The following is a 24470-nucleotide window of genomic DNA, read 5'->3' as shown; positions in this document are numbered from 1 at the left end:
TCAATCGAAAGCAAGCCCGATGGGCCGACTGGGAACCGGATCCAGGACCTCGCCGGAGAACGTCGACCTGATGACGTTGATGAGCTCACTACGCCGATCATCCGACGCATAGGGTGCCTGTAGGTGGAATGGAATGACGCGGCGGGCATTCGCCTCTGCGGCGACTTCGGCCAAATCTTCAGCACACATGTGCTTCAACCGTTCCGCGATGGGGCCGAAATCGCTTCTTGTTCCGAAGCACTCGCCGATCAGGGTGTGTGCAGTTGTCGCGGCTTCCCGTAGTGCCTCACACGGGGCTGTGTCCGAGGAATAGACGAGCAACTTGGTGTTCTCTTCGGTGTTTTTCATCACCAAGCCCAGTCCAGTGACCGTGTGGTGCGTCGGAAAGAATTCCAGGGCGTAGGTGCCCAGCTCAACGGCGGCACCTGGCTCGACGGGCACCCACTCGATGGGGAACGTGCGCTCGGGATAGAAGATGCGCAGCAGGCTCTGTGCCCTGGCGAGGTCTTCGGTGGATGCCATGACCCGCAGAGCTGGGGCGGGTCCGTGCAACCGCTGCTGGGCATCACGGGTGAAGACAAGGTTCGCGAAGCCCTGCATGTGGTCGCTGTGGCAGTGGGAAAGAAAGATGTGCGTGATCGTGGTGAGTGGAACGGAGTGCTTCGTCAGGGAATAACCTGGATTCAGCCCCACGTCCATCATGAGCCGTGAAGTGCCGGTGTCGACCATGAAGGAGCTTGTTTCCCCCAGGGTCGACAGGGCCCATACGCCGAGTGGGTAGATTTCCATTTTATCCCTCGGGAAGATGGTCGATCAATTTGGAGCTGCCGTTCTGCATGGATTCGAGCAGGTCGGCGTGGAAGAGGTCGGTCAGGCTTGCGGAAAGTAAACTCACCACGCTGATCCAAGTGACGGAAAGTTCTTCTGAGGCGTCGTAGATGTCATGCACGAGGTTGTAGTATCTCCACTCCGCCGCGCTGATGGAATTGCGGTGAAGACGTTGTATGTGGCCTGCGTGAACATCAAGAGAGGCATCAGCTGTAGCGGGGGGTGGAAACATCTCCCGCAGCGGGAGTGTGATCCTCTTCAGATGCAGCAGGGTCGGGGGGACCGACAGATAAGCCAGACTGTGTCGGGAGGCCAGCACGCGGCTGTACAGGAAGTTCCTGGTGGCGTCGTCCGGAACTGCCTGCAGGATGTATGCGCATTCGTCGAAGACGTGCTCATCGAACAGTACGGTCAAGAAAATGCTCGCGCCGTGCAGGGTCAGGTGGTCCACCAGCGACCGCGTTGCTCTGCCCAAGGTTTCGGGTCGGCCGTGCCGGATCTCTTCTCCGAGATCGGTCAGAAGTGCGCGCAGAGTGTGCATGGCGGACCGTCGGCTGGAGATCCAGCTGGAGAAGAGTTCTTCGTCGGTGCGGAGGCGATGCCAGCATGCTCGCGGTGAAGGAATGCCGTCGTACGTGATCGAGTTGCTCTTCGGATCGAAGGAGAAGCTCGCCTCTGGCAGTCCGATGACGGTGGGCGCTGCGGTGAACGCCGGTCTAAGAAGCTCATAGTCGAGCGCACCGACTCTGGCCGCCGGCACCACAGTCGCCGAGGAGATGTCTTCGGCTTGGCTACCGACATACGACTGGATATCGGAGCCGTGTCCTGTGAACGGCACTCCTATCAGATACCTGAACCGCACGCCATCACCGTGAGCCTGCCTGCGTCGCAGTCGAGATCCACATATGCGTCGTCGGGGATCTGCTCAACACCGGATACCGCGACCAAGAGAGGGATCCCCCTGGCTCGGAGAATGTTGGCAGGGTGTGAGGTGATGCCTCCGATTGCCGCCACGACCCCCTGTACCTGGCCTAACTCGGCCACGGCATCCAATCGCAGGGGGCCCGTGAACAAAGCGATGTCCATACGGGGAACAACTGTTCCTTGCCAGCGCCATGCTCTGCCCTTTACCCGGCCGGGAGACGCTGGCCTTCCGAGTAGGATCATGATCCCTTCCGGCTTCGGTGTTCAGGTCAGGTGACCGAGAGCAAGTCACGAAGTGCGTGGCTCCCGAGCGATGGACGTGTTCCGGAGTATGGCAGTGAGCGCATCGCTGCGCCACATGCTGTGCGACAAAATAAACCTGAGGTTGTTTCCCGGCGCCAAAAGAAATCTCTTGGGATGGCCGGGGCGAAAGGTGCTGTGGTTGCGGGCTTCGCCCTGCCCCTCGCGCCTGTCACCGAGCCCACGTGGCTCGCACAACACGAGGCCCCCCGCCCCCACCCCCGCCGACCCCGGGGCATACCGTGAGGAGTCGTACGCCTGAGCCGGGAGGAGAGACGGATGGGCAGCCGTACCGCGCTGGTCGAGGATCTGATGGAGCGCTTTCCGCATGTGCCGCGGGAGGCCGTCTTCAAGGAGGACCTGCTGCGCGGAGGTGTGGCCTTCGACCCCTCCGCGCTCAGCGACAACGAGAGCGGCGAGGTCAAGCCGAAGTCGTACTTCATCTTCTCCTTCGACCACGGCACCCTCCCCGAGCTGGGCGAGGCCGCGCTGCGGCGCCCCCCGGAGGAGATCATCCTCACCGGCGGCCCGTACGACCTGCGGCGGACGGTCGTCTCGGTGCGGGTGAACCCGTCCTCGCCGTACCGGGTGGCGGCGGACGACGAAGGGCTCCTCGGGCTCTACCTCGACGGGAAGCGCATCGCCGACGTCGGTGTGCCGCCGATGCCCGAGTACTACCGGCACACCCTCTCCAACGGGAAGTCCGTGATGGAGGTCGCCCCCACCATCCAGTGGGGCTACCTGATCTACCTGACCGTCTTCCGGGTCTGCCAGTACTTCGGCGCCAAGGAGGAGTGCCAGTACTGCGACATCAACCACAACTGGCGCCAGCACAAGGCGGCCGGCCGGCCCTACACGGGCGTCAAGGACGTCGAGGAGGTCCTGGAGGCCCTCGAGATCATCGACCGGTACGACACCGCCAAGGCCTCCACCGCCTACACCCTCACCGGCGGCGCCATCACCAAGACGGTCTCCGGACGCGACGAGGCCGACTTCTACGGCCACTACGCCAAGGCCATCGAGGAGCGCTTCCCCGGCCGTTGGATCGGCAAGGTCGTCGCCCAGGCCCTCCCGCGCGACGACGTGCAGCGCTTCAAGGACTACGGCGTGCAGATCTACCACCCCAACTACGAGGTGTGGGACCGCCGCCTGTTCGAGCTGTACTGCCCGGGCAAGGAGCGCTACGTCGGCCGCGACGAGTGGCACAAGCGCATCCTGGATTCGGCGGAGGTCTTCGGCGCCCGCAACGTCATCCCGAACTTCGTCGCGGGCGTGGAGATGGCCGAGCCGTTCGGCTTCACGACGGTCGACGAGGCGATCGCCTCGACGACGGAGGGCCTGCGCTTCTTCATGTCGCACGGCATCACCCCGCGCTTCACCACCTGGTGCCCGGAGCCGACCACCCCCCTCGGCAAGGCCAACCCGCAGGGCGCGCCGCTGGAGTACCACATCCGCCTGCTGGAGGCCTACCGGGCCACGATGGACGACTTCGGCCTGTCCTCGCCCCCCGGCTACGGCCCGCCCGGACCCGGCCGTGCCGTCTTCTCCGTCAGCTCCTTCATGGACAGCCTGCCGGCGGAGGAGACCGCGCCCGTCCGATAACGCTTTGATGACGCCGTTCAGAGAGGCGGTACGGCGTTGAGTCACAGGGCAGGCGTCGTCCGTACGACAGGTGCCGGACACCGGCGTCGTGGGGGGCGCGTCCGCCCTGTGCTGACATCTGAACAGGGCGCTTGTCAGTTGTGTGGGAGACGTGAAAAGCTCTGGCCCTGCCGCGAGGTTCCCCCAACTTCATTGGCGACATGGCGAGTTGACCTTGCTTGTGGATGCAGGAGACCCATGCCCGACCTGCCGACCCCGAAGGACGACGCCGAGGCCGCGCTGTTCTCGGAGTGCTGGGACGCCGTCCTGTCGTACGCCGACCTGTGCACGTCCGGCTCCACGGCGGCCAACCAACTGGCCCGCGAGGCGTTCGCGCTCGGCATACGCGAGGCCCGCGCCGCCGAGGGCGGTACCCGGCACAGCGCCGGCCGCCGCGCGTCCCGGCTGCCCCGCATCCCCCTCCTGCTGACCGCCGTACGCACCACGGCCGCCGCCTGGGAGGCGCAGGGGCAGGGCCACAAGCTCGACCCCGACCTGCGGCTGTGGCTCAACTCGGACAAGGCCGCACGCTACACCGGCCCGCCCCTGAGCCGGCCCATCGCCCTGCGCGGGCTGCGCGACATGCAGGAGCCGGACGCGGCGCTGCTGTGGCTGGCGGAGGTGGAGGCGCTGCCGCTGCGCGCCGTCGCCCGCCGGCAGGGGCTGGACCCGGCCGCCGCCATGGAGGAACTGAACCAGGTCCGCGGCCTGTTCCGGGACCGCTGCCACCGCAACCACCTCGACACGCCGCTGGACGCCGAGTGCCGCAGCTACGTCCGGCTCCTCGACGCCGTCACCCGCTCACCCGTCGCCGACACGCCCGAGGACCTCTCGCGCCACCTCGCCACCTGCGTGGAGTGCGCGGAGGCCGCGGCCTGCCTGCGCCTGCACGGCGGCGGGCTGCCCGCCGCCCTGGCCGGCGGGGTCATCGGCTGGGGCGGCCTCGCCTACCTGGAGCGCCGCCGCCGCGCCGCCGAGGTCCGCATGAGCGCCGGCCGCCCCGACGCGCCGGAACCGGACGGCGAGCCGGTGGACGCCGCCGCGGGCAAGGCGCGCGTCCTGCGCAACGGCCTCCTCGTCGCGGCCGTCCTCGTCTCCGCGCTGGCCCTCGCGGTGTCGCTGATGCCGTTCGGCGACGGCGACGACACCTCCGCGCACGGCGGCTCACCCTCCGACAGCACCCCGGTGGCCGGCCCCGGCAACCCGTCCCTGCCGCCCGCCGTCCCCGCCCCGTCGGACCCCTCGACCTCGTCGACCGCCTCCGCCGCCCCCTCGCCGAAGCCCTCCGCCAGCCGCACGCCCACGACGACCGGCAGACCCGACCCGGAACCCCAGGGCACCAGCTCCTCCACCGCCGGGACCGGGCAGGCGGCGACCTGCGCGGTCGACTACGACCTGGTCAACCAGTGGCCCGACGGCTACCAGGCCACGGTCACCGTCACCACCGAGCAGGCCCTCTCCTCCTGGAGCGTCGCCTGGTCCTTCCGCGACGGCCAGAAGGTCGACCAGATGTGGGACGCGAGCTTCTCCCAGCACGGCACCCGTGTCACCGCCACCGCCGCCGACTACAACAGGACCGTCCCCGCCGACGGCTCCCTCTCCTTCGGCTTCCTCGCCTCCTGGCAGGGCACGAACACGGCTCCGTACGACTTCAGCCTCAACGGACGGGAGTGCACCGCCTCCTGACCAGCCTGCGCCGGGGGCGGGTCACACCGGCACGAGGCCCGGACTGCCCGCCTCCGTCACGAAGGACGCCGCCGTCGAGACGGGGGCGTCCGGGGTCGTCACCGCGGAGACGGTGCGGAAGTCGGCGCGGGCCCGGGCGCGGTCCAGCCGGACCCGGACGTAGCCGCGGCGGCCGTCGTAGAACCTCAGGTGGGGATTGGCGGTCAGGTACGTCTGCCAGTTCGCGGGGCGTTGGGCGCCGTCCTTGCCGCTGGCGATCGACGTGGCGACGATCTCGGTGCCCACGGTCCGCGACGCCGGGTCGTCGAAGTCGTCCTTGATGTCGAAGGCGTATCCCACGTGCATGTCGCCCGTGAGGACCATCAGGTTCTCCACCCCGGCCGACTTCGCCCCGGCGAGGACGCGGTCGCGGGAGGCGCGGTAGCCGTCCCAGGCGTCCATCGACATCGGCGCCTGCTCGGCGAGGTCCAGCCTGCGCTGGGAGAAGCAGACCTGTTGCGGCATCACGTTCCACAGCGCCTCCGAGGCCCTCCAGCCGTCGATCAGCCACCGCTCCTGGGCCGCCCCGGTCATCGAGCGCGCCGGGTCGTCCGACTCGGGCCCGGGGACGTGCTTGCCGTCGCCGTAGGCCTGGTTGGAGCGGTACTGCCGGGTGTCGAGGACGTCGAACTGGGCGAGCGTGCCCCAGTGCAGCCGCCGGTAGAGCCGCATGTCGGGACCGACGGGGCGCTGTGCGGCGCGCAGCGGCTGGTGCTCCCAGTACGCGCGGTAGGCGGCGGCGCGGCGCAGCAGGAACTCCTCGACCGGGCTGCCGTTTTCGTCGACGGCGCCGGCGTAGTTGTTCTCCGTCTCGTGGTCGTCCCAGGCGACGACGAAGGGGTGCGCCGCGTGGGCGGCGCGCAGGTCGGGGTCGCTCTTGTAGAGGGCGTACCGCAGCCGGTACTCCTCCAGGGTGACCGTCTCCCGGTCGAAGACGTCCGGCAGCACCCGGTCGGTGTAGTTGCGGGCGCCGCCGGCGGAGTTCACGGCGTACTCGTACAGGTAGTCCCCCAGGTGGAAGACGACGTCCACGTCGTCCTGGGCGAGATGCCGGTGCGCCGTGTAGTAGCCGTCGTGGTACGCCTGGCAGGACACGGCGGCGAAGGAGAGGGACGCGACGGCGGAGGCGAGCGCGGGCGCGGTACGGGTGCGGCCCGTCTCGCTGATCCAGCCGCCCGTCCTGAACCGGTAGTAGTACGTGCGGTCGGGCTCCAGCCCGTCGACGTCGACGTGGACGGTGTGGTTGTGGTCCGGTAACGCCAGGGTGGTGCCGCTGCGGACCACCGAGGCGAAACCCGCGTCCCGCGCCACCTCCCAGGACACGGACACCGACTGCCCGGCCAGACCGCCGCCCGGCTCGTACGGGGCGGGCGCGACCCGCGTCCACAGCAGCACGGCGTGGGGCAGCGGGTCCCCGGAGGCGACGCCCAGCGTGAACGGGTCGTCGGCGATCCGGGCGGCGTCGAGTTCGCGGGCGGCCGCCGCACCCGTCGCGGGCACGTGAGTGGCGAAGGCCAGGGCCGCGGCGGCGGCGCCGAGGGTCAGGAACCTGCGGCGGCCGAAGTGGCGGGCCGCGGCGCGCACTTCGGGATCGTGGGGGGCCGGTGGCCGGTGGAGCAGGGGGCTGTGACGGCCTGTCGGGCGCATGGGCCTGGGCTCCCGTGAACATGGGTGCGTCCGCGGCCCACGGGCCGGAGCCTGCGCGGGCGGCAGGCATCTAGATGCTAAACAGGCGAACTTCACAATCCCGGCATGCGTGGCCCGCCCGCGCGGCGCCCGCCCGACGACGGGCTCGGGGCGAGGGGCGGAGCCCGGGGAGTCGGACGAACCGCCGTGTCAGGGCCAACCGCCGTGTCAGCGACCGAGGTAGAAGCGGATCGTGGTGCCCTCGTCCGAGGTGTGCACGCGCACCAGATCCGCCACGTAGTTGACCAGCATCAGCCCCCGGCCGCCGATCTGCCCCCGCTCCGGCGGCCTGCGCCCGGCGAGCAGGTCGGTCAGCCGCCCCCGGTCGCGGACCTCGCACACGACCTGTCCGCCCTCGGCCCAGATCCCCAGGGACCCCCGACCACCGCCGTGGAGCACGCTGTTGGTGGTCAGCTCCGCCACGGCCAGCTCGGCGTCCTGCAGCCGCTGCCCGGCCAGACCCAGCGTCCTGGCCCGGCCCACGGCGAAGTGGCGCACCTCGGGAAGCTCCGCGGCGCCGAAGTCGCGGACGGCGGCTTCGGCGGCGGGGACCAGCGCCTCGTTGTAGCGGCCGACGACGGCCCGCCAGTCGTAGACGTCGCTGGTCTGCTCACGGCCGTCGACGATGACGGTGGGATGCGTGAGCCGGGCGTCGGCCAGCACGTCCGCGTCCAGCCGGGCCTCGTCGTACGGACACAGGATCGTCACCGCGCGGCCCTCGAAGGCGGCGTTGATCAGCGCCTCGTGCTGCGCGCACGCCGGGTACTCCACCGGGCTGCGCCCGGCCCAGACCGGCTCGCCGATGATCCGCACCCGCCCGTGCGGGTGGGCGTCGGAGAACGCCCTGAGGACGCCGGGGATGATGCGGCCCGGGTTGCGGCCGGCCTCGGCCATGTCCAGGAGGAGGACGTCCGCGGCGTCGGCTCCCAGTGCGGCCGTGATCAGCTGCAGGTTGGGTCCGGGCACCGCCACCGCCACGGGCTCGCCCGCGGCGAGACCCTCCCGCACGAACGACACCATCCGCTCGGCGTACTCCCGCGCTGTGCGGTAGAACAACGCCGGATGGGCGAAGGACTCGTCGAGGGACACGATGCTCATCGGGGCGCCACCTCGATCCCGCACAGAGCCGGCCAGAACAGGTCCAGCACCCGTGGCACCTGGGGCGGCGGATGCTCCACGACGAGCCGTCCGCCCGGCAGGTTCATGGCCGTGACCGCGAGCGCCGACACCCCGGCCACGTCGACGAACCCGACACCCGACAGCTCCACATAGGACACGTCCGTGTGGCGGAGGGCCAACTCGGCCAGTGCCGCCTCCCAGGACAACCGGGTGACGACACTGATGTCGCCGCTGACACATATCCCGGCACGACCCGCCAACGGGCTCACCTCCAGCGCCGCTTCGCCAGGCGCCTGAGCGGATACCCCCATGTCGTGCGTGGCCTCCACACTCGGTCTCCTCAGCGATCCGCCGTCCGTGGCTCATCCCGACGGAAGATGACCATTCCGGACAGGCAGCCTACCCTGCCCGTTCTCACCGCCCCGGTGCACGGTCGCCCGCGGCACGGCGACCCCCGACGGCTCGCGTGGGCGCGCGGCACCGACCCGCGCCTCCCCTCACGTCCCGGTGGTGCGGGCCGCCCGCCGACCGGAGCGGCGGACCGGTCGAGCCCGGGCGGGTGTCCGGCTACCACGGGCCCGTCGGGATGACCCGCTCACCGTATTCCGCTCGCGGCGCGCACCATGTGCCGCCTATGCTGAGCGGGCTTCCGCAGCGGCCGTCCGCCGCTGCCGTCGGCCGGGTCGAGGAACAGGAGGTGTGACCGATGACTGTCGCCACCACGGGTGCTGTCCACAGCAACCAGACGTTCGTCCACTCCACCTCCGCGGTCTCCGGCTGACCACCACTCAAAACTCCGCGCGCCCTTGAGCGCGCCCCCGGAACCGCCCTGTGAAGGGTCTTCCTTGAACCTCTCCACCTCCCCGCACTCCTCGGCCGCCCCGGCTTCCGGGGACACTTCCCCGCCCTCCCCGCACGCCCTCGCCGCCTACGGCTGGGACGACCGCTGGGAGGCCGAGTTCGCCGGCCACGCCGAGCGCGGGCTGCTGCCCGGCCGGGTCGTCCGGGTCGACCGCGGGCAGTGCGACGTCGTCACCGGCGACGGTGTCGTCCGCGCGGACACCGCGTTCGTCACCCCGCACGATCCGCTGCGGGTCGTCTGCACCGGCGACTGGGTCGCCGTCGACGCCCACGGCACCCCGCGGTACGTACGGACGTGTCTGCCGCGCCGTACCGCCTTCGTACGCTCCACCTCATCCAAGCGGTCCGAGGGACAGGTCCTCGCGGCCAACGTCGACCACGCCGTCATCGCCCTCTCCCTGGCCGTCGAACTCGACCTCGGGCGCGTCGAGCGGTTCCTCGCACTGGCCTGGGAGTCCGGAGCCCAGCCCGTCGTCGTGCTCACCAAGGCCGACCTCGTGTCCGATCCGGCCGTGCTGGCGTACCTCGTCGAGGACGTCGAGCGCAGTGCGCCCGGAGTCCCCGTACTCACCGTCAGCGCGCTGCACGGCACCGGCGTCGAGGAGGTGACGACGGTGCTCGGCCGGGGCACCTCCGCGCTGCTCGGCGCCTCCGGCGCGGGCAAGTCGACGCTCGCCAACGCGCTCCTGGGGGAGGACGTGATGGACGTCCGGGCCACCCGGGACATGGACGGCAAGGGCCGGCACACCACGACCACCCGCAACCTGCTGCCACTGCCCGGCGGCGGCGTCCTCATCGACACGCCCGGACTGCGGGGCGTCGGGCTCTGGGACGCCGGCGGCGGCGTCGGCCGGGTCTTCTCGGAGATCGAGGAACTCGCCCGGGGCTGCCGCTTCCACGACTGCGCCCACGAGTACGAGCCCGGCTGCGCGGTCCTGGCTGCCGTCGAGGACGGCGAACTCCCCGTCCGCCGGCTGGACAGCTACCGCAAGCTCGTCCGCGAGAACCAGTGGATCGTCGCCAAGTCCGACGCCCGTGTGCGGGCCGACATCCGACAGGACTGGAAGCGGAAGCAGGCGGCGGGGCGGGCGGCCTGGCGGGCCAAGCGGGGGCAGTGGGGGTGAGCGGGCCGGGCTCCGGTGAGCCGGGGCGGGCCGGCCCGCACCTCCGTGTCGGCGGCCGGGGTCGTGGCCTCGGTCCGGTTGTGGGACGGGTCTGTTTCGATCGGTCGGGTGGTCGGGCGGGCCCGTGCCTCCGTGTCGGCGGCCGGGGCCGCGGCCTCGGGCCGGTGGTCGGGCGGGGTTGCTTCGGTCGGTCCGGTTGTGGGGGCGGGTCCGCACCTCCGGGCCGGCGGCCGCGGCCGTAGCCTCGGTCTCGGTCCGGTGGTGGGGCGGGCCCGCTTCGGCTCGGTGGTGGGGGCGCGGAGCGCCGCGGGTCGGTCTCCCTGTGCTCAACGCCACGTCCGATTTCCGCTAGCACCCTCCCCGTCGCGGGCGAAGACTGGGAGCCGTGATGGACGAGGACACCAGGTACGAGGCGGTGCGCAGCCGGGACGCCCGGTTCGACGGCGCCTTCTTCTTCGCCGTCGAGACGACCGGGATCTACTGCCGGCCCAGTTGCCCCGCCGTGACGCCGAAACGGCGCAACGTGCGGTTCTTCGCGACGGCCGCCGCCGCGCAGGGCTCCGGGTTCCGGGCCTGCCGGCGGTGCCGCCCGGACGCCGCGCCCGGCTCGGCCGAGTGGAACGTGCGGGCCGACGTCGTGGGGCGGGCCATGCGGCTCATCGGCGACGGGGTCGTCGACCGGGAGGGCGTCGCCGGACTCGCCGTGCGGCTCGGCTACAGCGCACGGCAGGTGCAGCGGCAGCTCACCGCCGAGCTGGGCGCCGGGCCCGTCGCCCTCGCGCGGGCGCAGCGCGCCCACACCGCGCGGGTACTGCTGCAGACGACCGGCCTGCCGATCACCGAGATCGCCTTCGCGGCCGGGTTCGCCAGCGTGCGCCAGTTCAACGACACCGTCCGGGCCGTGTACGCGCAGACCCCGACCCAGCTGCGGGCCGCCGCCCCACGGCAGGGCCGCACGGCCGCGCCCGGCGCCGGGATACCGCTGCGGCTCGCCCACCGGGGCCCCTACCACGCGACGGCCGTGTTCGACCTGCTCGAAGGCGAGGCCGTGGCCGGTGTCGAGGAGGTGGCCGGCCCACCGGGCGGCCGCACCTACCGCCGTACGCTCCGCCTTCCGTACGGCACCGGCGTCGTCGCCGTGGACGAGCGGGCGGGCGACACCGGCCGCGCCGGCGCCGTCCACCCCGGCGGCTGGCTCGACGCCCGCCTGCACCTCACCGACCCGCGCGACCTCACCACCGCCGTCCAGCGGCTGCGGCGCCTGTTCGACCTCGACTCCGATCCGTACGCCGTCGACGAACGGCTCGGCGCCGACCCGCGGCTCGCCCCGCTGGTCGCCGCCCGCCCCGGAGTGCGGGCGCCGGGCGCGGCCGACCCGGAGGAGTACGCGGTGCGCGCGCTGGTGGGCCGCACGGAGGCCGAACGCCTGGTCCGCGCCCGCGGCAAGTCCCTGGACGCGCCCTGCGGCAGCCTCACCCACCTCTTCCCCGAACCCGCCGCTCTGGCGGACGCCCCCGGACCCCTGGGCGCGCTCGCCGCCGCCCTCGCCGACGGCACCGTACGCCTCGATCCGGGCGCCGACCGGGACGACGCCGAGGAGGCGCTGCTCGCCCTGCCCGGCGTGGACGGCCGCACGGCGGCGGCGATCCGGTCGCGGGCGCTCGGCGACCCCGACGTCGCGCCACCCGGCGTGGACGTCCCCGACACCTGGCGCCCCTGGCGCACCTACGCCCTTCACCATCTGCGCGCAGCGGAGGAACCCCGATGAGCCCCCTCAGTCCCGGCAGCCCCCTCGGCCCCGGCGGCAGCCCCGTCAGTCCGGTCGGTCCGACCGGTCCGATCAATCCCGTGTACTGGACCGGCGTCGACAGCCCGCTCGGCCCGCTGCTCCTCACCGCCGACCCCGACGGCGCCCTGACCTCGGTGTCCGTCCCCGGGCAGAAGGGCGGCCGGACCGTCCAGGACGGGTGGCGGCACGACCCCGGCCCCTTCCGCGCCGCCGAGGAGCAGCTCGCCGCCTACTTCGCCGGCGACCTCAAGGAGTTCCGCCTTCCACTGCGCGCCGACGGCACGGCCTTCCGCGAACGCGTGTGGGCCGCCCTCGAGACCGTCCCCTACGGCTCCACCACGACGTACGGCGAGATCGCCGCCCGCGTCGGAGCCTCGCGGGCCGCGGTGCGGGCCGTCGGCGGCGCCGTCGGCGCCAATCCTCTGCTGATCGTCCGCCCCTGCCACCGTGTCATCGGCGCGGACGGTTCCCTCACCGGCTACGCGGGCGGCCTGGAGCGCAAGGTACGGCTGCTCACGCTGGAGGGTTCGCTGTGAGGGCGGCCGCACGGGACACGAGCAGGTCGACCACCCCCGTCAGGTCCTCGCCCCCGTGCCCGTCGGCCAGCCGGCGCTCCAGCAGCGCCATGTAGGGCGTCAGCAGCTCCGGGGTGACCCCCTGCTCGTGCGCCGTGCGCAACAGGGTCACGTTGCCCGCGACCTGCATGGCCAGGTTGGAGACCACTCCCTCGGTGTAGTCGCCGCTCTCCAGCCGCTCCGCCGTCTGGAGTGCCATGGGCGCCATCGCGCCGAGCCACGACACGAGCAGCGGCGCGAGGTCCGACGGCGCGACGTCCTCCCGCCGGATCAGGGCGAAGGCGTGCAGGATGCCCGCGAACATGCCGCTCATCGCGCTCAGCAGCGCCACGTCGTGCAGGGCGGCGAAGCCCGCGTCCGCGCCGACGTACACCGCCCCGGCCGGGACGGCGAGGGCCTCCCGGTGCTCCTCGAACAGATCGGCGGAGCCGCTGTAGAAGACGTACGCCCCGCTCTCCGGAACGCCGATCATCGGCGGTACGGCCATGATGCCGGCGTCCAGGAAGCGGGCGCCGCGCGCCTCCGCCCAGGCGGCCCGGGCCCGTCCCTGTGCGGGGGTGCCGGTGGTGAGGTTCACCAGGTCGCGGCCGGCGAGGCCGGCCGACTCGAGGGCCTCGCCGACGGACGCGTCGTCGAGAAGGCAGACGATCACCAGCCGGTTCACCGCCACGGCCTCCGCCGCGCTCGCGGCCACGGTGGCGCCCTCGGCGGCGAGGGCTTCGGCACGGGCGGGAGTGCGGTTCCAGACGGTCACGGGGTGCCCGGCCGCCAGCCAGGCGCGGGCGAGCGCCGCGCCCATGGCGCCGGCGCCGAGCAGGGTGATCGGAGAACGGGTGTTGTCGGTCATGGCGACTAGGCTCGTTCGCGGGAACCGGCCTGCTCAAGTACGTACTTTCGAGTGGGTGGTTACCACCGGGAAAGCATCCAGGCAGGGGAGGGGCGGGCATGGCGATCGGCCGGCGGCCGGGGGCGTACGTGTGCGGGACCGACGCGGCGATGGACGTCATCGGCGGCAAGTGGAAGGTGCTGATCCTCTGGGAGCTGCACGTGAAGCCGTGCCGTTTCGGCGAGCTGCGGCGCTCACTGCCGGGCGTGACGGAGAAGGTGCTCGCCGCCCAGCTCCGTGAGCTCCAGGCCGACGGCATCGTGCACCGCGAGGAGTACGACGAGGTGCCACCGCGCGTCGAGTACTCCCTGACGCCGCGCGGCGAATCCCTGAACGAGGCGCTGCTTCCGCTGGGGACGTGGGGACGGGAGAACCTCCTCGGGAACGCGCCGGTGCCGCACTAGGAGCGGTCCCGGCGCGTCCCGGCGCGTCCCGGCGCGTCCCGGCGGTCCCGGCGCGCCCCGACGGTCCCGTGGTCCGAGCGATTCCGCGGTTCGTGCGGTCCCGTGGTCCGGGCGGTTCCGGCGATCACCCCCACAGCACCGCCCCCAGCCACGCCCCCAGGACCAGCAGGCAGGTGAACAGTTCCACGAGGATGCCGGAGCCGCCCGCGCGCATGGTCGCGCGCAGGGAGGCGCGGGCCGCGCCGGGGTGGCCCAGGCGCAGCCGTTCGGAGAGGTAGATCCCGCCCAGGAAGCCGGGGATCGCGCCGAGGACGGGGACGAGGAAGAAACCGAGGAACGCCCCTGTGCCCGCGTACAGCGCCATGCGGCGGGTCGCGTCGCACACGAGCAGCCGGCGGGGCGGCAGGGCCCAGCGCACCACCTGGGACACGAACAGCACGACCGTCGCCCCGACGAGCACCGCCCAGGCCACCGGCTGGGGGTCCTTCAACGCCCACCACAGGATCGCGGCCCACACCAGCCACGAACCCGGGACCCCGGGCACCAGCACTCCGCACAGGCCGAGCAGGATGACCAGGCCGACCAGCAGGAGTTCCCACACTCCCATCTGCCCAGCGTGCCGGAATGCGGGAGTGCACGCAGGTCATGCCGGTTGGGGTGGCGGTTGCGGTGCTGCCCGTGCCGGTGCGACCGGTGCCCGTGCCGGTGAAGGCCGGTGCCTGTGGCGCTGAGGGCCGGGGGGCCCGCGCGTCGGCCGCCTACCGCTCCCTGGTCACCCAGCCCCGCTCGTACGCGTGCCAGCCCAGTTGGAGCCGGGTCGTCACCCCCGTCAGTTCCATCAGCCGTTTCACCCGGCGCTGCACGGTCCGCAGGCCCAGGTCGAGCTGTTTGGCGACGCTCGCGTCGGTGAGTCCGGCCAGCAGCAGGGAGAGGATCTCCAGGTCGGCTGCGTCCGGGCCCTCCGGGGCCTGTTCGGCGACTCCGTCCGCGCCGAGCCGCAGCGGAAGCGCCTCCCGCCACACCGACTCGAACAGGCCCGACAGCAGTTCCAACAGCCCGCTGGCGTGCACCACCAGCGCGGCGGGCTCCGCCGAACGGCCGGTCAGTGGCACCAGGGCGAGCGAGCGGTCGGCCACCACGAGCTTCGTCGGCACCCGGTCGGCGACCCGTACCTCCTCCTCCCGCCCGAGCGCGGCGGTCAGCTCCGTGATGCCGTCCGGCTGGTCGAGGACCGCCCGCTCCAGGACCACGCGGTAGCGCACCCCGCGGGCCGCGGCCTGCTCCTCCGCGTCGTTGTCCACGCCGGTCACGGCCACCGGCGTGCCGGTGACCAGCGCGCACACCTCGTCGCTCGCGCCCAGCTGGATCTGCAGGAAACGCTGCGTGACCGCGGCGGCGCCCGTCACCACCTCGACCAGGTCGTGCACCGACGGCTCGGCCGCCGCCGCCCGGTACTCCTCGGCGAGCAGCGCAGCGGCCAGTTCCGCCTGCTCCAGCTCGTGCCGCCGCTGGGTGAGCAGCGCGGCCAGCGCGACGCCGGGCGGCGCGGCGACCCAGCGGCCGGGCCGGCCCGAGGACTGCGCCGCCAACCCGTGCCGCTCCAGCCGGCGCAGCGCGCGCTCGGTGTCGTGCTCGCCGAGGACGAGCCGGCGCGCGAGGTCCGGTACGTCCGCGGCGCCCACGGACACCAGCGCCCGGTAGGCCGACTCGTGTGTCTCGTCGAGCCCGATCGCTCCCAGCATCGGTGTCGTCCTCCCGGCCGCTCCGCCGTACCCCGTGGCGGGAAACCGCCACGGCGCAATCCCGCCGCCGCACATCATCGCCCTACCCGGGGTCGCTCTGCCAAGGTGTGCCCACGGCGGTCGTGGTGATCATCCGCGGCCGCGAGGTGAGAATCCGTCACAGCGGGTCTCCAGGTGAACGGGGCACACTCGTGACCGCCGACCGCATCGGTACGGCGCAGGTGGGCACCCGGAACGTGATCCGGGCTCAGGGCGCGCAGGGGCGCAAGGGGATCTGGGCCCAGGGTCACCCGAAGTCGCCGGGCGGTTCTCCCGTGGGGGGTGGGACCGCCCGGCGGCCTCTCCGAAGCCGCCTCCTCGCACCCCCGTTCGGCGTGCCCCTCGACTCTTCGTTCGGAGCGCCGTTCTGCGAGCCGTTCCGAGCGCTGTCCGGAGTGCCGTTCGGTGCGGGACGCCAGGTCGCATTTTCCCGATGCCCCGTTTTCATACGGCCCTTGGGGTGGACAATCGGGGGCATGAGCCAGCAGGGGGGAAGGCCCACCGGTCACGAGGACGACTGGTGGGGGCAGTTGTACGACGACTCGACGGAGGACACCGGACCGGCGGCCGCCGCCGACTCGCTGGACGACCGGTTCGCCTCGGCGGCCGGTGCGGTGCGGCCTCCGGGTCCGGGGGGTGCGACCGGTTCGGAGAGTACCGCCGGTGCGAGGGGAACCCCTGGGGTGCAGGGGACCGCTGGTGCCGAGTGGACAACCGGTGCGGAGTCCGATTCCGAGGGGACGACAGGTCGGACGAAGCCTCCCGGACCGGCCGAGCGTGCCGGGTGTCCCGAGCCTTTTGGACCGGCTGAGCGTGCCGACTATCCCCAGCCTCCCGGACCGGCCGAGCGTGCCGAGCACGCAGAGCCACCCGGACCGGCCGAGGGGCCCGAACCGGCCGGGCGTCCCGAACCGGTCGGGCGTCCCGAACCGGCCGGGCGTCCCGAACCGGCCGGGCCTTCGGAACAGCCCGGGCGTCCCGGACCGGCCGGGCCTCCTGAGCGGTCCGGGCGTCCCGAACGACCGGCGCCGACCCGGCAGGCCGACTGGTGGATGCGGCAGGACGCCGTCCCGCCACCACCACCGCCCACCGCTCCGCCCCGGCCGGCCATGCCTCCACCGTCGATGCCGTCGATGCCGTCGATCCCCCCACCACGGAGCGGTGCCCCCGGCGGCCGGGCCGAGGACCCGACCCTGGCCCCGGGCACGGGGCCGGTGGGCGAGGGGCGCGTCGACCCGTCGGGCAGGCGGGACACGGGCCCCGCCGACGCGCCGGCCCCCGTCTCCGACACCGCCGGGACGCCACCGGCCCCCGCTTCCGACACCGCCGGGACGCCGCAGGCCGTCCCTGCCGACGCGCCGGCCGCCGCCTCCGACACCGCCGGGACGCCACCGGCCCCCGTCTCCGACACCGCCGGGACGCCGCAGGCCGTCCCTGCCGACGCGCCGGCCCCCGTCTCCGACACCGCCGGAACGCCGCCGACCGCCCCTGCCGACGCCCGTCCCCGCGCACACCGGCGTGCCCCGTGGGAACCCCCGCCGGCCACACCGCCCGGCCCCACCACCTTCCCGCCCGATCCGCTGCCCCCGGGATTCGACCGGCGGAATGCCCGGCGCCCCTCGTCGCCCGCCGACCCCCACGGCCGTACTCCCCACGGCCGTACGCCCACGGAGACGGCGCCGACCCCGTCCGTCCCCGCGTCCCGCACGCCCACCGACGCCCTTTCCGCCCGGCCCGCGGAACCGCCCACGCCTCCGCCGCCCCCCGGGCCGCCCCCCGCGACCCCGCCCCCACCCCCGCGTGCCCCGAGCGGCTCCACCACCTCCGCCACCGGCACGGCGGCGCCGTTCGGCGGAACCGCCCCCGCGCCCGCCCCGCGGCACACCGCACGCCCCACCGCCCCGCCCCACGTCGGCTCCCGGCCGCCCACTTACGACGCCGAGCCCACCGCGCTGCCGCCCGCCGACCCGGACGAGCTCGACGACCTGGTCTCCGACACCGTGCTGGACGGCGCCCGCTACGGCGCCTGTCTCCTGCGGGCCGCGTCGGTGCGCGGGGACTCGGCGCGCTACCGGGGCGAGCCCCGCCGCGACAGCCTCCTCACCGCCCGCTTCGGCGCCGGCGAGCAGGCGCTGATCCTGGTCGCGATGGCGACCGGCGCCCGGGCCACCCCGGGGGCGCACCGGGCGGCCGCCGAGGTGTGCCGGTGGATCGGGCGGGCCGTGGGCCGCAGTCACGTCCGGCTCGCCGAGGACATAAGGGCCGCCCGCCGCGGCGACCTGAAATCGGGCCTGCACCGCCTCACCGACCGCAGCCTCGGCCGCCTGCGCGCCGGCGCCGCCGAACAGGGCCTCGAACCCGAGGAGTACTCGGCCACCCTGCGCTGCCTCCTGCTGCCCGCCGACCCCGCCTGCCGGATCCGGGTCTTCTTCGGCGTCGGCCCGGGCGGGCTGTTCCGCCTGAGGGACGGCCACTGGCAGGACATCGAACCGGGCGTCGGCGAGGTCGTCGGCGAGCCGGTCGTCGGGTTCGGCTCCCCGCCCTCCGAGACGCCGGAGGGCGACCGTCTCACGATGGACCTGGGCATCCCGATCCCGCCCAGCCCGTACGAACCGGCCCCCGAGCCGCCCCGCGAACCGTTCCGCTTCCGGGCCTCCGTCGCCCGCCCGGGTGACACGCTCCTGATGTGCACCGACGGCCTCGCCGATCCCCTGCGCGGCGAGCCGGAACTGCCCGCCCACCTGGCGGAGCGGTGGTCGCAGCCCACCCCGCCCGGCCTCGCCGCGTTCCTCGCCGACGTCCAGGTCCGGGTCAAGGGGTACGCGGACGACCGTACGGCCGCCGCCGTGTGGGAGGCATGACGGCGTTCACTGTGGATTCATGGAACCGGAGGGTCCGAGGGGATCTGCGGAGACCGAAGGGGCATGAGAGCACCATGGCCAAACAGAACGTCGCCGAACAGTTCGTCGACATCCTCGTCCGTGCCGGGGTCGAACGCCTCTACGGCGTCGTGGGCGACAGCCTGAACCCGGTCGTGGACGCCGTCCGCCGCAACGCAGCCATCGACTGGGTCCACGTCCGGCACGAGGAGACCGCCGCGTTCGCGGCGGGCGCCGAGGCCCAGATCACCGGAAAGCTCACCGCCTGCGCGGGCTCCTGCGGCCCGGGCAACCTGCACCTCATCAACGGCCTCTACGACGCCCACCGCTCCATGGCGCCGGTCCTCGCCCTCGCCTCCCACATCCCGTCCAGCGAGATCGGGCTGGGCTACTTCCAGGAGACCCACCCCGACCGCCTCTTCCAGGAGTGCAGCCACTACAGCGAGCTGATCTCCAGCCCGAAGCAGATGCCGAGGCTGCTGCAGACCGCCATCCAGAACGCCGTCGGCCGCAGCGGCGTCAGCGTCGTGTCCCTCCCCGGCGACATCGCCGCCGAACCCGCCCCCGAGAAGGCCGCCGAGACCGCCCTCGTCACCACCCGGCCCACGGTCCGTCCCGGCGACGCCGAGATCGACCGGCTGGTGCGGATGATCGACGCGGCGGACAAGGTCACCCTGTTCTGCGGCAGTGGCACGGCGGGCGCGCACGCCGAGGTCATGGAGTTCGCCGAGAAGGTCAAGTCCCCGGTCGGGCACGCCCTGCGCGGCAAGGAGTGGATCCAGTACGACAACAGGTTCGACGTCGGCATGAGCGGCCTCCTCGGCTACGGCGCCGCCTACGAGGCCACCCACGAGTGCGACCTGCTGCTCCTGCTCGGCACCGACTTCCCGTACAACGCCTTCCTGCCCGACGACGTGCAGATCGCCCAGGTCGACGTACGGCCCGAACACCTGGGGCGCCGTTCCAAGCTGGACCTGGCGGTCTGGGGCGACGTCCGGGAGACCCTGCGCTGTCTCATCCCGCGGGTGCGGGAGAAGCAGAACCGGCGCTTCCTCGACAAGATGCTGAAGAAGCACGCGGACGCCCTGGAGGGAGTCGTCAAGGCGTACACCCGCAACGTCGACAAGCACGTCCCCATCCACCCCGAGTACGTCGCCTCCGTCCTCGACGAACTCGCCGACGAGGACGCCGTGTTCACCGTCGACACCGGCATGTGCAACGTCTGGGCCGCCCGCTACATCTCGCCCAACGGCCGCCGCCGCATCATCGGCTCCTTCTCCCACGGCTCCATGGCGAACGCGCTGCCCATGGCGATCGGCGCCCAGTTCACCGACCGCGAGCGGCAGGTCGTGTCGATGTCCGGCGACGGCGGATTCTCCATGCTCATGGGCGACTTCCTCACCCTCGTCCAGTACGACCTGCCGGTGAAGGTGGTCCTGTTCAACAACTCCTCCCTGAGCATGGTGGAGTTGGAGATGCTGGTCGCCGGACTGCCCTCCCACGGCACCACGAACAAGAACCCGGACTTCGCCGCCGTCGCCCGCGCCTGCGGCGCCCACGGCGTGCGCGTCGAGAAGCCCAAGGACCTGGCCGGCGCCCTGAAGGACGCCTTCCGGCACAAGGGCCCGGCCCTCGTCGACGTCGTCACCGACCCCAACGCCCTGTCCATCCCGCCGAAGATCAGCGCCGAGATGGTGACCGGGTTCGCGCTGTCCGCGTCCAGGATCGTGCTGGACGGCGGAGTCGGACGGATGCTCCAGATGGCCCGGTCCAACCTGCGCAACGTGCCCCGCCCCTAGGGGGGCGACCGCCGGACCTGTCCCTACCGGTAGGGGGTCCACTGGCGCGCCGACGTGTCGTACATGTAGCGCGGCAGGCCCGTGATGCTCCTGGTGCGGAACGGCCGGCCGTGGTCGTCGATGCGCACCGTGCCGGTACGGCCCTGGGACGACCAGTCGAGTTCCAGGTACCAGGAGCAGTCGCAGGCCTGCGTCCGCGCGGTGACCAGCAGCACCTCCGGGTCCTCGGCGGACACGCGGTAGGGCATGCGGACCGCCGGGATCGGCGTGCCGCTGTCGTTGCCGGGGACCGGCCGGGCGACCGGGCGGTCCTTGTCCAGGTCGACGGCGAAGGAGCGGGGGCTGATCGAGCCGCCGCAGCCCTGGTCCATGGCGTAGGCGTTGCCCGGCGCGGGGTCGGTGCGTCCGGCGACGCGGACGCGCAGCGCCGTCAGTACGACGGCGGTGGAGCTGCGGCCCTGCACGGAGATCTCCACGTTGGTCTCCCGCCCGTGCACCGCGCCCTCGGCCGCCGCCCACCGCCCGGCGTCCTGCGCGGCGGGCGGTGGCGGAACCTCGGCCGGAGGCCGCCCGATGACGTAGTCGTGACCGCAACCCTGCGCCCAGGCCTGGGAGTCGGCGGTCCAGGTGAGGGGTACGGCGGCTTCGGTCGCGCCGCCGGGCGACGGGGCGCCCGGCGCGGACGGTGACGGCTTGCCGGAGCGCGGGTCCGGCGGGGTGGAGGCAGGGTGCGGGCTGGCGGAAGCGGAAGGGGGGAGGGAAGGGGAGGCCGTCGGGGTGGGGTGCGGGCCCGCCGGGGCCGTCGTCCGTGGCGGGGTGGACGAGGAACGGGCCGTGCCGGAGGGCGGGTCCTCGTCCCCGGGCAGCGCGGACAGGGTGCCGAGAGTGGCGAGGAACGCGCAGGCGAGGGCGGCGAGGAGCGGGGTGCGGCGACGGCGGTGCCAGGGGCGGGGCCGGGCGGCGGGCGCGGCCGGCCTGTCCGCGGCCGGTCGGTTCGCGGACGGTTTGCCCGAGGCCGGTCTGTCCGAGGCCGGCCTGCCCGTGACGGGTCGGTTGGTGGTCGGACGCCCGTCCGCGGCAGGTATGCCGGTGGCCGACGGGTCCGTGTCCGGCGGCCCGTCCGTGGCCGCCCGGCCCGTGTTCGGCCCCCCGTCCGTCGACCGCCCGTCCGTCGGCCGATCGGTGCCCGGCCCGTCCGTGGCCGGGTGTTCGTGCGTGGCGGGCTCCTCCGGCGCCAGTGCCGAGCCCGGCGCGGCGTGCGCGGCGGGCCTCTCCACCGAGTCCGGGGTGCCGGCCGTACGGGGCCGCTGCCGTGCCGCCACCGCCCGGAGCCAACGGCGGTGCAGCTCGAGCCGTTCCTGCGGCCCCGCCCCGCAGAACTCCGCCAGCCGCTCCAGGGGCGCGAAGTCCTGGGGTACGGCCTCCCCGGCGCAGTACCGGTGCAGCGTGGAGGTGTTCATACCGAGCCGGCGCGCCAGTGAGCCGTAGCTCCGCCCCGTCCGAGCCTTCAGATCCGTCAGCAGCGCCGCCAACTGCGCGACGTCGTCCGCACCGTCACCGGTCGACACCGTTCCTCCGTGGTCGCCGTCGTCCTGCCCCGACCCGGGACGGCATCCCAGGCACTCATATACCTGCACGTCAGACGGCCTGGGATGGTTCCATGCCCGCCGACCGGCCGCCGGAGCTTGCCGCCGGCCAGGGCGACGGCCGATGCTCGTGGTGTCGCCGCCGGGCTGAGCGGGACCGATCACCCGGCGTACCGGCGGCCTTCCCGCGCCACGCACCCACCGCACTCACGCACGTACTCACTCATCGACCCACGGGGGACACCCATGCCCAACTGCACCCGAGCGGCAGCGCTCACCGCACTGGCCGCAGCGGGCCTCGCCCTCGGGACCGTGCTCGCCGTCCCGGCGGGCGCAGCCCCGAAGGTGCCCGGCTTCCTCTCGGCCGAGGACCTGCCGCCGCACCCCTCGTCGGCATGGACGGCCGACACGATCGAGGACGGCGTTCCGGAGACGCTGCTCGGCTGTGTGACGGACGCACTGCCGGGCTACGACGCCCGCCACCGGGAGTTCCGCACCGAGCTCGACACCGGCGCCGTGCAGGTCACGATCGTCGTCGGCAGCACTGCCAAGGCCAAGGCGCTCGCGAACCGCCTGAACGAGGAGATGCGCACCTGCGCCACGGAGATCGAGCAGGCCGACCCGGAGACGGAGGCAGCCGTGAGGGACTACGGCAGTCTCCAGGTCGAGGAGGGCGCTCGCGTCCACGGTCTGCACACCGAGACCTCCTGGGGCGCCACCGACGTCCATCTGCTCTCGGTCGGCCGGGACGGCCGGACCGTGACCCTCGTGCAGTGGGGTCAGATGGGCGACTTCGGCGACGCGCCGGTCAAGGCCTTCAAGAAGACGACCGTCACGGCCGTCGACAAGCTCCACTGATCCGAAGTCCACCGGACCAGTGGGCCACCGGACCACCGGACCACTGGAGAACACCCGGCGGACCACCGGGAAAGACGGGGCCGCCGCCCTCCCGCCACGGGGGTCGGGAGGGCGGCGGCCCCGCACCACCACGACCGTAACCGCGACCGCCACCGCGGCCACGCCCACGCCCGTCACGAGCCGTACGGCGAACCGTGCGGGTGACGAACAGCCGAGTGCCCGGGTGAGGACGAGCGGATTCCGGCCAACTTCGGCGGCTGGGGGAGGACGGCGGCGCAGCCGACGGAGCAGGCGCCTGATTCCCGGGGGCGTGGGCCCACCGCGGATCCAGCCCGTGCGTCAGCTCCTCCAGGTCCCGACGTCCGGCATCAGCCGTCACACCTCTTCCCCGAGTACGGCCGGCTCGGCAGCGGCGCATCGGCAGAGCGGCCCATCCCGGGCGGTCAGCACGTCCGCCGGGTGCGTAGGCCCGAAAGCGTGCGGGACGGCCGGATCGGCGCCCGCCCGGCGGGCGGACGCACCGGCTCACCACCCGGCGCGCGGGCGCGCCGATCGGCGGATGCCGGTCGCGCGGGTGCACGCACCTTCAGGGCCCTGCGCGCCCCCGCACGGCAGCCCCTCCACCTGGGCGCCCGGCCGGCCGCCGGTGCCGCCGCGTGCGATCACCGCCTCGACCCGGCCGCCCGCCCACCTTTCCGGAACCCGCCCCTCCTGCCGGCGCCGCCTCGTCGACCAGGTCTTTCGCCGGCTCGGCGCCCGTCGCCAGGCGTTCGTGGGAGACCCGAACGGCCCGGCCCGGCGGCAGCGGCTCATCGGGCACACGCCGCACGGAGAGGACCCACGGCACCCCCGCCCCGTACCGCGCGGGACGCACGGTCGGCCGCATCGCGCGCTCCCGGCGCGTCTCCACCAGGGACAGGCCACCGGTCGCGGCTCTGTCGGCGGGCGGCTCGGCCCGCGGCGCCGACGGGTCACCCACCGTCCGGGACACCGCCCGCCCGCCCGGGCCGTGGCCGAACACCTGGTCGTTGACGATTCGACATGACTGCCCGGGTGTCGACGGGGCAAGCATCCCCGTGAACGTGTTCGAGCAGGAGGGAAACCGACATCGGCACGCGGGCGGGGGTCATGAAGAGGCAGGCACGAGGCAGCGGTTCGACCGTGATCGCGGGCACCTCGGCGGAGCGGACAGTGGAGGACAAGGCCGACGGCGCCGTCGGGCAGGCGCCGGCGTCCCAGCTACGGCGCAGACTCGGGCGGGCGGACCTGCGGGCCGTCCCCGAGACGCGGCGGGCACTGCGCGAGCTGCTGCGGCACTGGGGGAAACCGGGGCGGTCGGACATCGCGGAACTGCTCACCAGCGAGCTCGTCACCAACGCGCTCGTCCACACCGATCACGAGGCGGTCCTGACGGCGACCGTCGGACCGGCCGGACTGCGGGTCGAGGTGCGGGACTTCGTCTCCCGCCGCCCGCAGCCCCGCACGCCGAACGCCGGCGACAGCACGCACGGCCGGGGCCTGCTCCTGGTGCAGTCCCTCGCGGACGCCTGGGGCGTGCGGACGCACGGGGTCGGGAAGGTGGTGTGGTTCGAGCTGGCGGCGGGAGCGGCCTAGATGAATGAGTCCGATGTTTGCGCTGGCCGCGACCATGGCGAAGGGCGCCCGTTGGCCTGGTTGTGACTCCTTGCCTGGACGCCCTTCTGGC

20 protein-coding genes are annotated in these 24470 nt (G+C 73.1%); 10 read left to right on the top strand and 10 right to left on the bottom strand.

Translation table 11 applies throughout. The features are described from left to right. Genes ACIHAR_RS16565 through ACIHAR_RS16555 form a run of 3 tightly spaced genes read right to left on the bottom strand, consistent with a single transcriptional unit; the run spans position 1 to position 1914 of the window. On the bottom strand, positions 1–789 hold the full coding sequence (locus ACIHAR_RS16565; protein ID WP_365465164.1) for an MBL fold metallo-hydrolase: 789 nt from the start codon (positions 787–789) through the stop codon (positions 1–3). A 1-nt stretch (position 790) separates the two neighbouring features. Beyond that, positions 791–1666 (bottom strand): hypothetical protein, encoded by an 876-nt coding sequence (locus ACIHAR_RS16560; RefSeq protein WP_400019958.1) that lies wholly within the window; start codon positions 1664–1666, stop codon positions 791–793. A gap of 5 nt (positions 1667–1671) precedes the next feature. Beyond that, positions 1672–1914, bottom strand: a complete 243-nt coding sequence (locus ACIHAR_RS16555; protein WP_400019956.1) for a PEP-utilizing enzyme — start codon at positions 1912–1914, stop codon at positions 1672–1674. A gap of 417 nt (positions 1915–2331) precedes the next feature. On the opposite strand from ACIHAR_RS16555, the gene ACIHAR_RS16550 reads away from it, so the two are divergent. Together ACIHAR_RS16550 and ACIHAR_RS16545 are read left to right on the top strand one after the other, a co-directional pair. After that, the gene (locus ACIHAR_RS16550) at positions 2332–3654 is read left to right on the top strand and encodes a radical SAM protein (RefSeq protein WP_365465172.1); all 1323 of its coding nucleotides are present in this window, start codon (positions 2332–2334) and stop codon (positions 3652–3654) included. 237 nt (positions 3655–3891) lie between these two features. After that, positions 3892–5379 carry a cellulose binding domain-containing protein gene (locus ACIHAR_RS16545; RefSeq protein ID WP_365465175.1) on the top strand — a complete coding sequence of 496 codons (1488 nt, stop codon included), beginning with the start codon at positions 3892–3894 and terminating at the stop codon, positions 5377–5379. Between the two features lie 21 nt (positions 5380–5400). Here ACIHAR_RS16545 and ACIHAR_RS16540 read toward each other — a convergent pair whose 3' ends face one another. The 3 genes from ACIHAR_RS16540 to ACIHAR_RS16530 all read right to left on the bottom strand — a co-directional run bounded on the left by ACIHAR_RS16540 (position 5401) and on the right by ACIHAR_RS16530 (position 8534). Continuing rightward, positions 5401–7065: an alkaline phosphatase D family protein gene (locus ACIHAR_RS16540; protein WP_400019952.1), complete on the bottom strand. Its 1665-nt coding sequence runs from the start codon at positions 7063–7065 to the stop codon at positions 5401–5403. Positions 7066–7272: 207 nt separating this feature from the next. Beyond that, positions 7273–8202 (bottom strand): anti-sigma factor RsbA family regulatory protein, encoded by a 930-nt coding sequence (locus ACIHAR_RS16535; RefSeq protein WP_400019950.1) that lies wholly within the window; start codon positions 8200–8202, stop codon positions 7273–7275. After that, entirely contained in the window at positions 8199–8534 is a 336-nt protein-coding gene (locus tag ACIHAR_RS16530; protein ID WP_400020192.1) for an STAS domain-containing protein, read from the bottom strand. Before ACIHAR_RS16530 ends, ACIHAR_RS16535 begins: the two co-directional genes overlap by 4 nt. A 534-nt stretch (positions 8535–9068) precedes the next feature. Between ACIHAR_RS16530 and rsgA the strand changes: the two genes are divergently transcribed. From rsgA to ACIHAR_RS16515, 3 genes are all read left to right on the top strand, one after another. Then, positions 9069–10208, top strand: coding sequence for a ribosome small subunit-dependent GTPase A (rsgA, locus tag ACIHAR_RS16525; protein WP_400019948.1), 1140 nt, complete (start codon positions 9069–9071; stop codon positions 10206–10208). A 388-nt stretch (positions 10209–10596) separates the two neighbouring features. Continuing rightward, on the top strand, positions 10597–11976 hold the full coding sequence (locus tag ACIHAR_RS16520) for a DNA-3-methyladenine glycosylase 2 family protein (protein ID WP_400019947.1): 1380 nt from the start codon (positions 10597–10599) through the stop codon (positions 11974–11976). A gap of 71 nt (positions 11977–12047) precedes the next feature. Then, on the top strand, positions 12048–12533 hold the full coding sequence (locus ACIHAR_RS16515) for a methylated-DNA--[protein]-cysteine S-methyltransferase (protein ID WP_365465256.1): 486 nt from the start codon (positions 12048–12050) through the stop codon (positions 12531–12533). Here ACIHAR_RS16515 and ACIHAR_RS16510 read toward each other — a convergent pair. Beyond that, positions 12511–13419, bottom strand: a complete 909-nt coding sequence (locus ACIHAR_RS16510) for an NAD(P)-dependent oxidoreductase (protein ID WP_400019945.1) — start codon at positions 13417–13419, stop codon at positions 12511–12513. The genes ACIHAR_RS16515 and ACIHAR_RS16510 overlap by 23 nt on opposite strands. Before the next feature lie 98 nt (positions 13420–13517). Between ACIHAR_RS16510 and ACIHAR_RS16505 the strand changes: the two genes are divergently transcribed. After that, positions 13518–13862 carry a helix-turn-helix domain-containing protein gene (locus tag ACIHAR_RS16505; RefSeq protein WP_365465193.1) on the top strand — a complete coding sequence of 115 codons (345 nt, stop codon included), beginning with the start codon at positions 13518–13520 and terminating at the stop codon, positions 13860–13862. 124 nt (positions 13863–13986) lie between these two features. Here ACIHAR_RS16505 and ACIHAR_RS16500 read toward each other — a convergent pair whose 3' ends face one another. Both ACIHAR_RS16500 and ACIHAR_RS16495 read right to left on the bottom strand, forming a co-directional pair. Next, on the bottom strand, positions 13987–14469 hold the full coding sequence (locus ACIHAR_RS16500; protein ID WP_400019943.1) for a DUF456 domain-containing protein: 483 nt from the start codon (positions 14467–14469) through the stop codon (positions 13987–13989). Positions 14470–14620: 151 nt separating this feature from the next. Then, positions 14621–15604 (bottom strand): helix-turn-helix domain-containing protein, encoded by a 984-nt coding sequence (locus ACIHAR_RS16495; RefSeq protein ID WP_400019942.1) that lies wholly within the window; start codon positions 15602–15604, stop codon positions 14621–14623. A 1172-nt stretch (positions 15605–16776) separates the two neighbouring features. Between ACIHAR_RS16495 and ACIHAR_RS16490 the strand changes: the two genes are divergently transcribed. Both ACIHAR_RS16490 and ACIHAR_RS16485 read left to right on the top strand, forming a co-directional pair. Beyond that, a complete protein-coding gene (locus ACIHAR_RS16490) occupies positions 16777–18504 on the top strand; it encodes a protein phosphatase 2C domain-containing protein (protein WP_400019940.1) in 1728 nt (575 codons plus the stop codon). Between the two features lie 74 nt (positions 18505–18578). Further along, positions 18579–20321, top strand: coding sequence for a pyruvate dehydrogenase (locus ACIHAR_RS16485; protein ID WP_365465205.1), 1743 nt, complete (start codon positions 18579–18581; stop codon positions 20319–20321). Between the two features lie 23 nt (positions 20322–20344). Here the strand turns inward: ACIHAR_RS16485 and ACIHAR_RS16480 are convergent, their stop codons facing one another. Continuing rightward, positions 20345–21889, bottom strand: a complete 1545-nt coding sequence (locus tag ACIHAR_RS16480; protein WP_400019938.1) for a helix-turn-helix domain-containing protein — start codon at positions 21887–21889, stop codon at positions 20345–20347. Between the two features lie 264 nt (positions 21890–22153). Here ACIHAR_RS16480 and ACIHAR_RS16475 point away from each other — a divergent pair, with 264 nt between their 5' ends. Together ACIHAR_RS16475 and ACIHAR_RS16470 are read left to right on the top strand one after the other, a co-directional pair. Further along, positions 22154–22765: a hypothetical protein gene (locus ACIHAR_RS16475; RefSeq protein ID WP_400019936.1), complete on the top strand. Its 612-nt coding sequence runs from the start codon at positions 22154–22156 to the stop codon at positions 22763–22765. A 1191-nt stretch (positions 22766–23956) separates the two neighbouring features. After that, positions 23957–24379 (top strand): ATP-binding protein, encoded by a 423-nt coding sequence (locus ACIHAR_RS16470; RefSeq protein ID WP_400020190.1) that lies wholly within the window; start codon positions 23957–23959, stop codon positions 24377–24379. Positions 24380–24470 lie beyond the last annotated feature (91 nt).

It is taken from the genome of Streptomyces sp. NPDC052016 (genome assembly GCF_044548445.1).
GTDB lineage: Bacteria > Actinomycetota > Actinomycetes > Streptomycetales > Streptomycetaceae > Streptomyces.
Note: the sequence above shows the minus strand (reverse complement) of the source record. Positions and strands in the feature narration are given on the sequence as shown.

What these genes read in the sequence shown, in the direction of transcription:
- ACIHAR_RS16565 (WP_365465164.1), bottom strand. Translation starts at nt 789, where the DNA reads ATGGAAATCTACCCACTCGGCGTATGGGCCCTGTCGACCCTGGGGGAA.
- ACIHAR_RS16555 (WP_400019956.1), bottom strand. Translation starts at nt 1,914, where the DNA reads ATGGACATCGCTTTGTTCACGGGCCCCCTGCGATTGGATGCCGTGGCC.
- ACIHAR_RS16550 (WP_365465172.1), top strand. Translation starts at nt 2,332, where the DNA reads ATGGGCAGCCGTACCGCGCTGGTCGAGGATCTGATGGAGCGCTTTCCG.
- ACIHAR_RS16545 (WP_365465175.1), top strand. Translation starts at nt 3,892, where the DNA reads ATGCCCGACCTGCCGACCCCGAAGGACGACGCCGAGGCCGCGCTGTTC.
- ACIHAR_RS16540 (WP_400019952.1), bottom strand. Translation starts at nt 7,065, where the DNA reads ATGCGCCCGACAGGCCGTCACAGCCCCCTGCTCCACCGGCCACCGGCC.
- ACIHAR_RS16535 (WP_400019950.1), bottom strand. Translation starts at nt 8,202, where the DNA reads ATGAGCATCGTGTCCCTCGACGAGTCCTTCGCCCATCCGGCGTTGTTC.
- ACIHAR_RS16530 (WP_400020192.1), bottom strand. Translation starts at nt 8,534, where the DNA reads ATGGGGGTATCCGCTCAGGCGCCTGGCGAAGCGGCGCTGGAGGTGAGC.
- ACIHAR_RS16520 (WP_400019947.1), top strand. Translation starts at nt 10,597, where the DNA reads ATGGACGAGGACACCAGGTACGAGGCGGTGCGCAGCCGGGACGCCCGG.
- ACIHAR_RS16510 (WP_400019945.1), bottom strand. Translation starts at nt 13,419, where the DNA reads ATGACCGACAACACCCGTTCTCCGATCACCCTGCTCGGCGCCGGCGCC.
- ACIHAR_RS16505 (WP_365465193.1), top strand. Translation starts at nt 13,518, where the DNA reads ATGGCGATCGGCCGGCGGCCGGGGGCGTACGTGTGCGGGACCGACGCG.
- ACIHAR_RS16500 (WP_400019943.1), bottom strand. Translation starts at nt 14,469, where the DNA reads ATGGGAGTGTGGGAACTCCTGCTGGTCGGCCTGGTCATCCTGCTCGGC.
- ACIHAR_RS16495 (WP_400019942.1), bottom strand. Translation starts at nt 15,604, where the DNA reads ATGCTGGGAGCGATCGGGCTCGACGAGACACACGAGTCGGCCTACCGG.
- ACIHAR_RS16490 (WP_400019940.1), top strand. Translation starts at nt 16,777, where the DNA reads ATGCCGTCGATCCCCCCACCACGGAGCGGTGCCCCCGGCGGCCGGGCC.
- ACIHAR_RS16485 (WP_365465205.1), top strand. Translation starts at nt 18,579, where the DNA reads ATGGCCAAACAGAACGTCGCCGAACAGTTCGTCGACATCCTCGTCCGT.
- ACIHAR_RS16475 (WP_400019936.1), top strand. Translation starts at nt 22,154, where the DNA reads ATGCCCAACTGCACCCGAGCGGCAGCGCTCACCGCACTGGCCGCAGCG.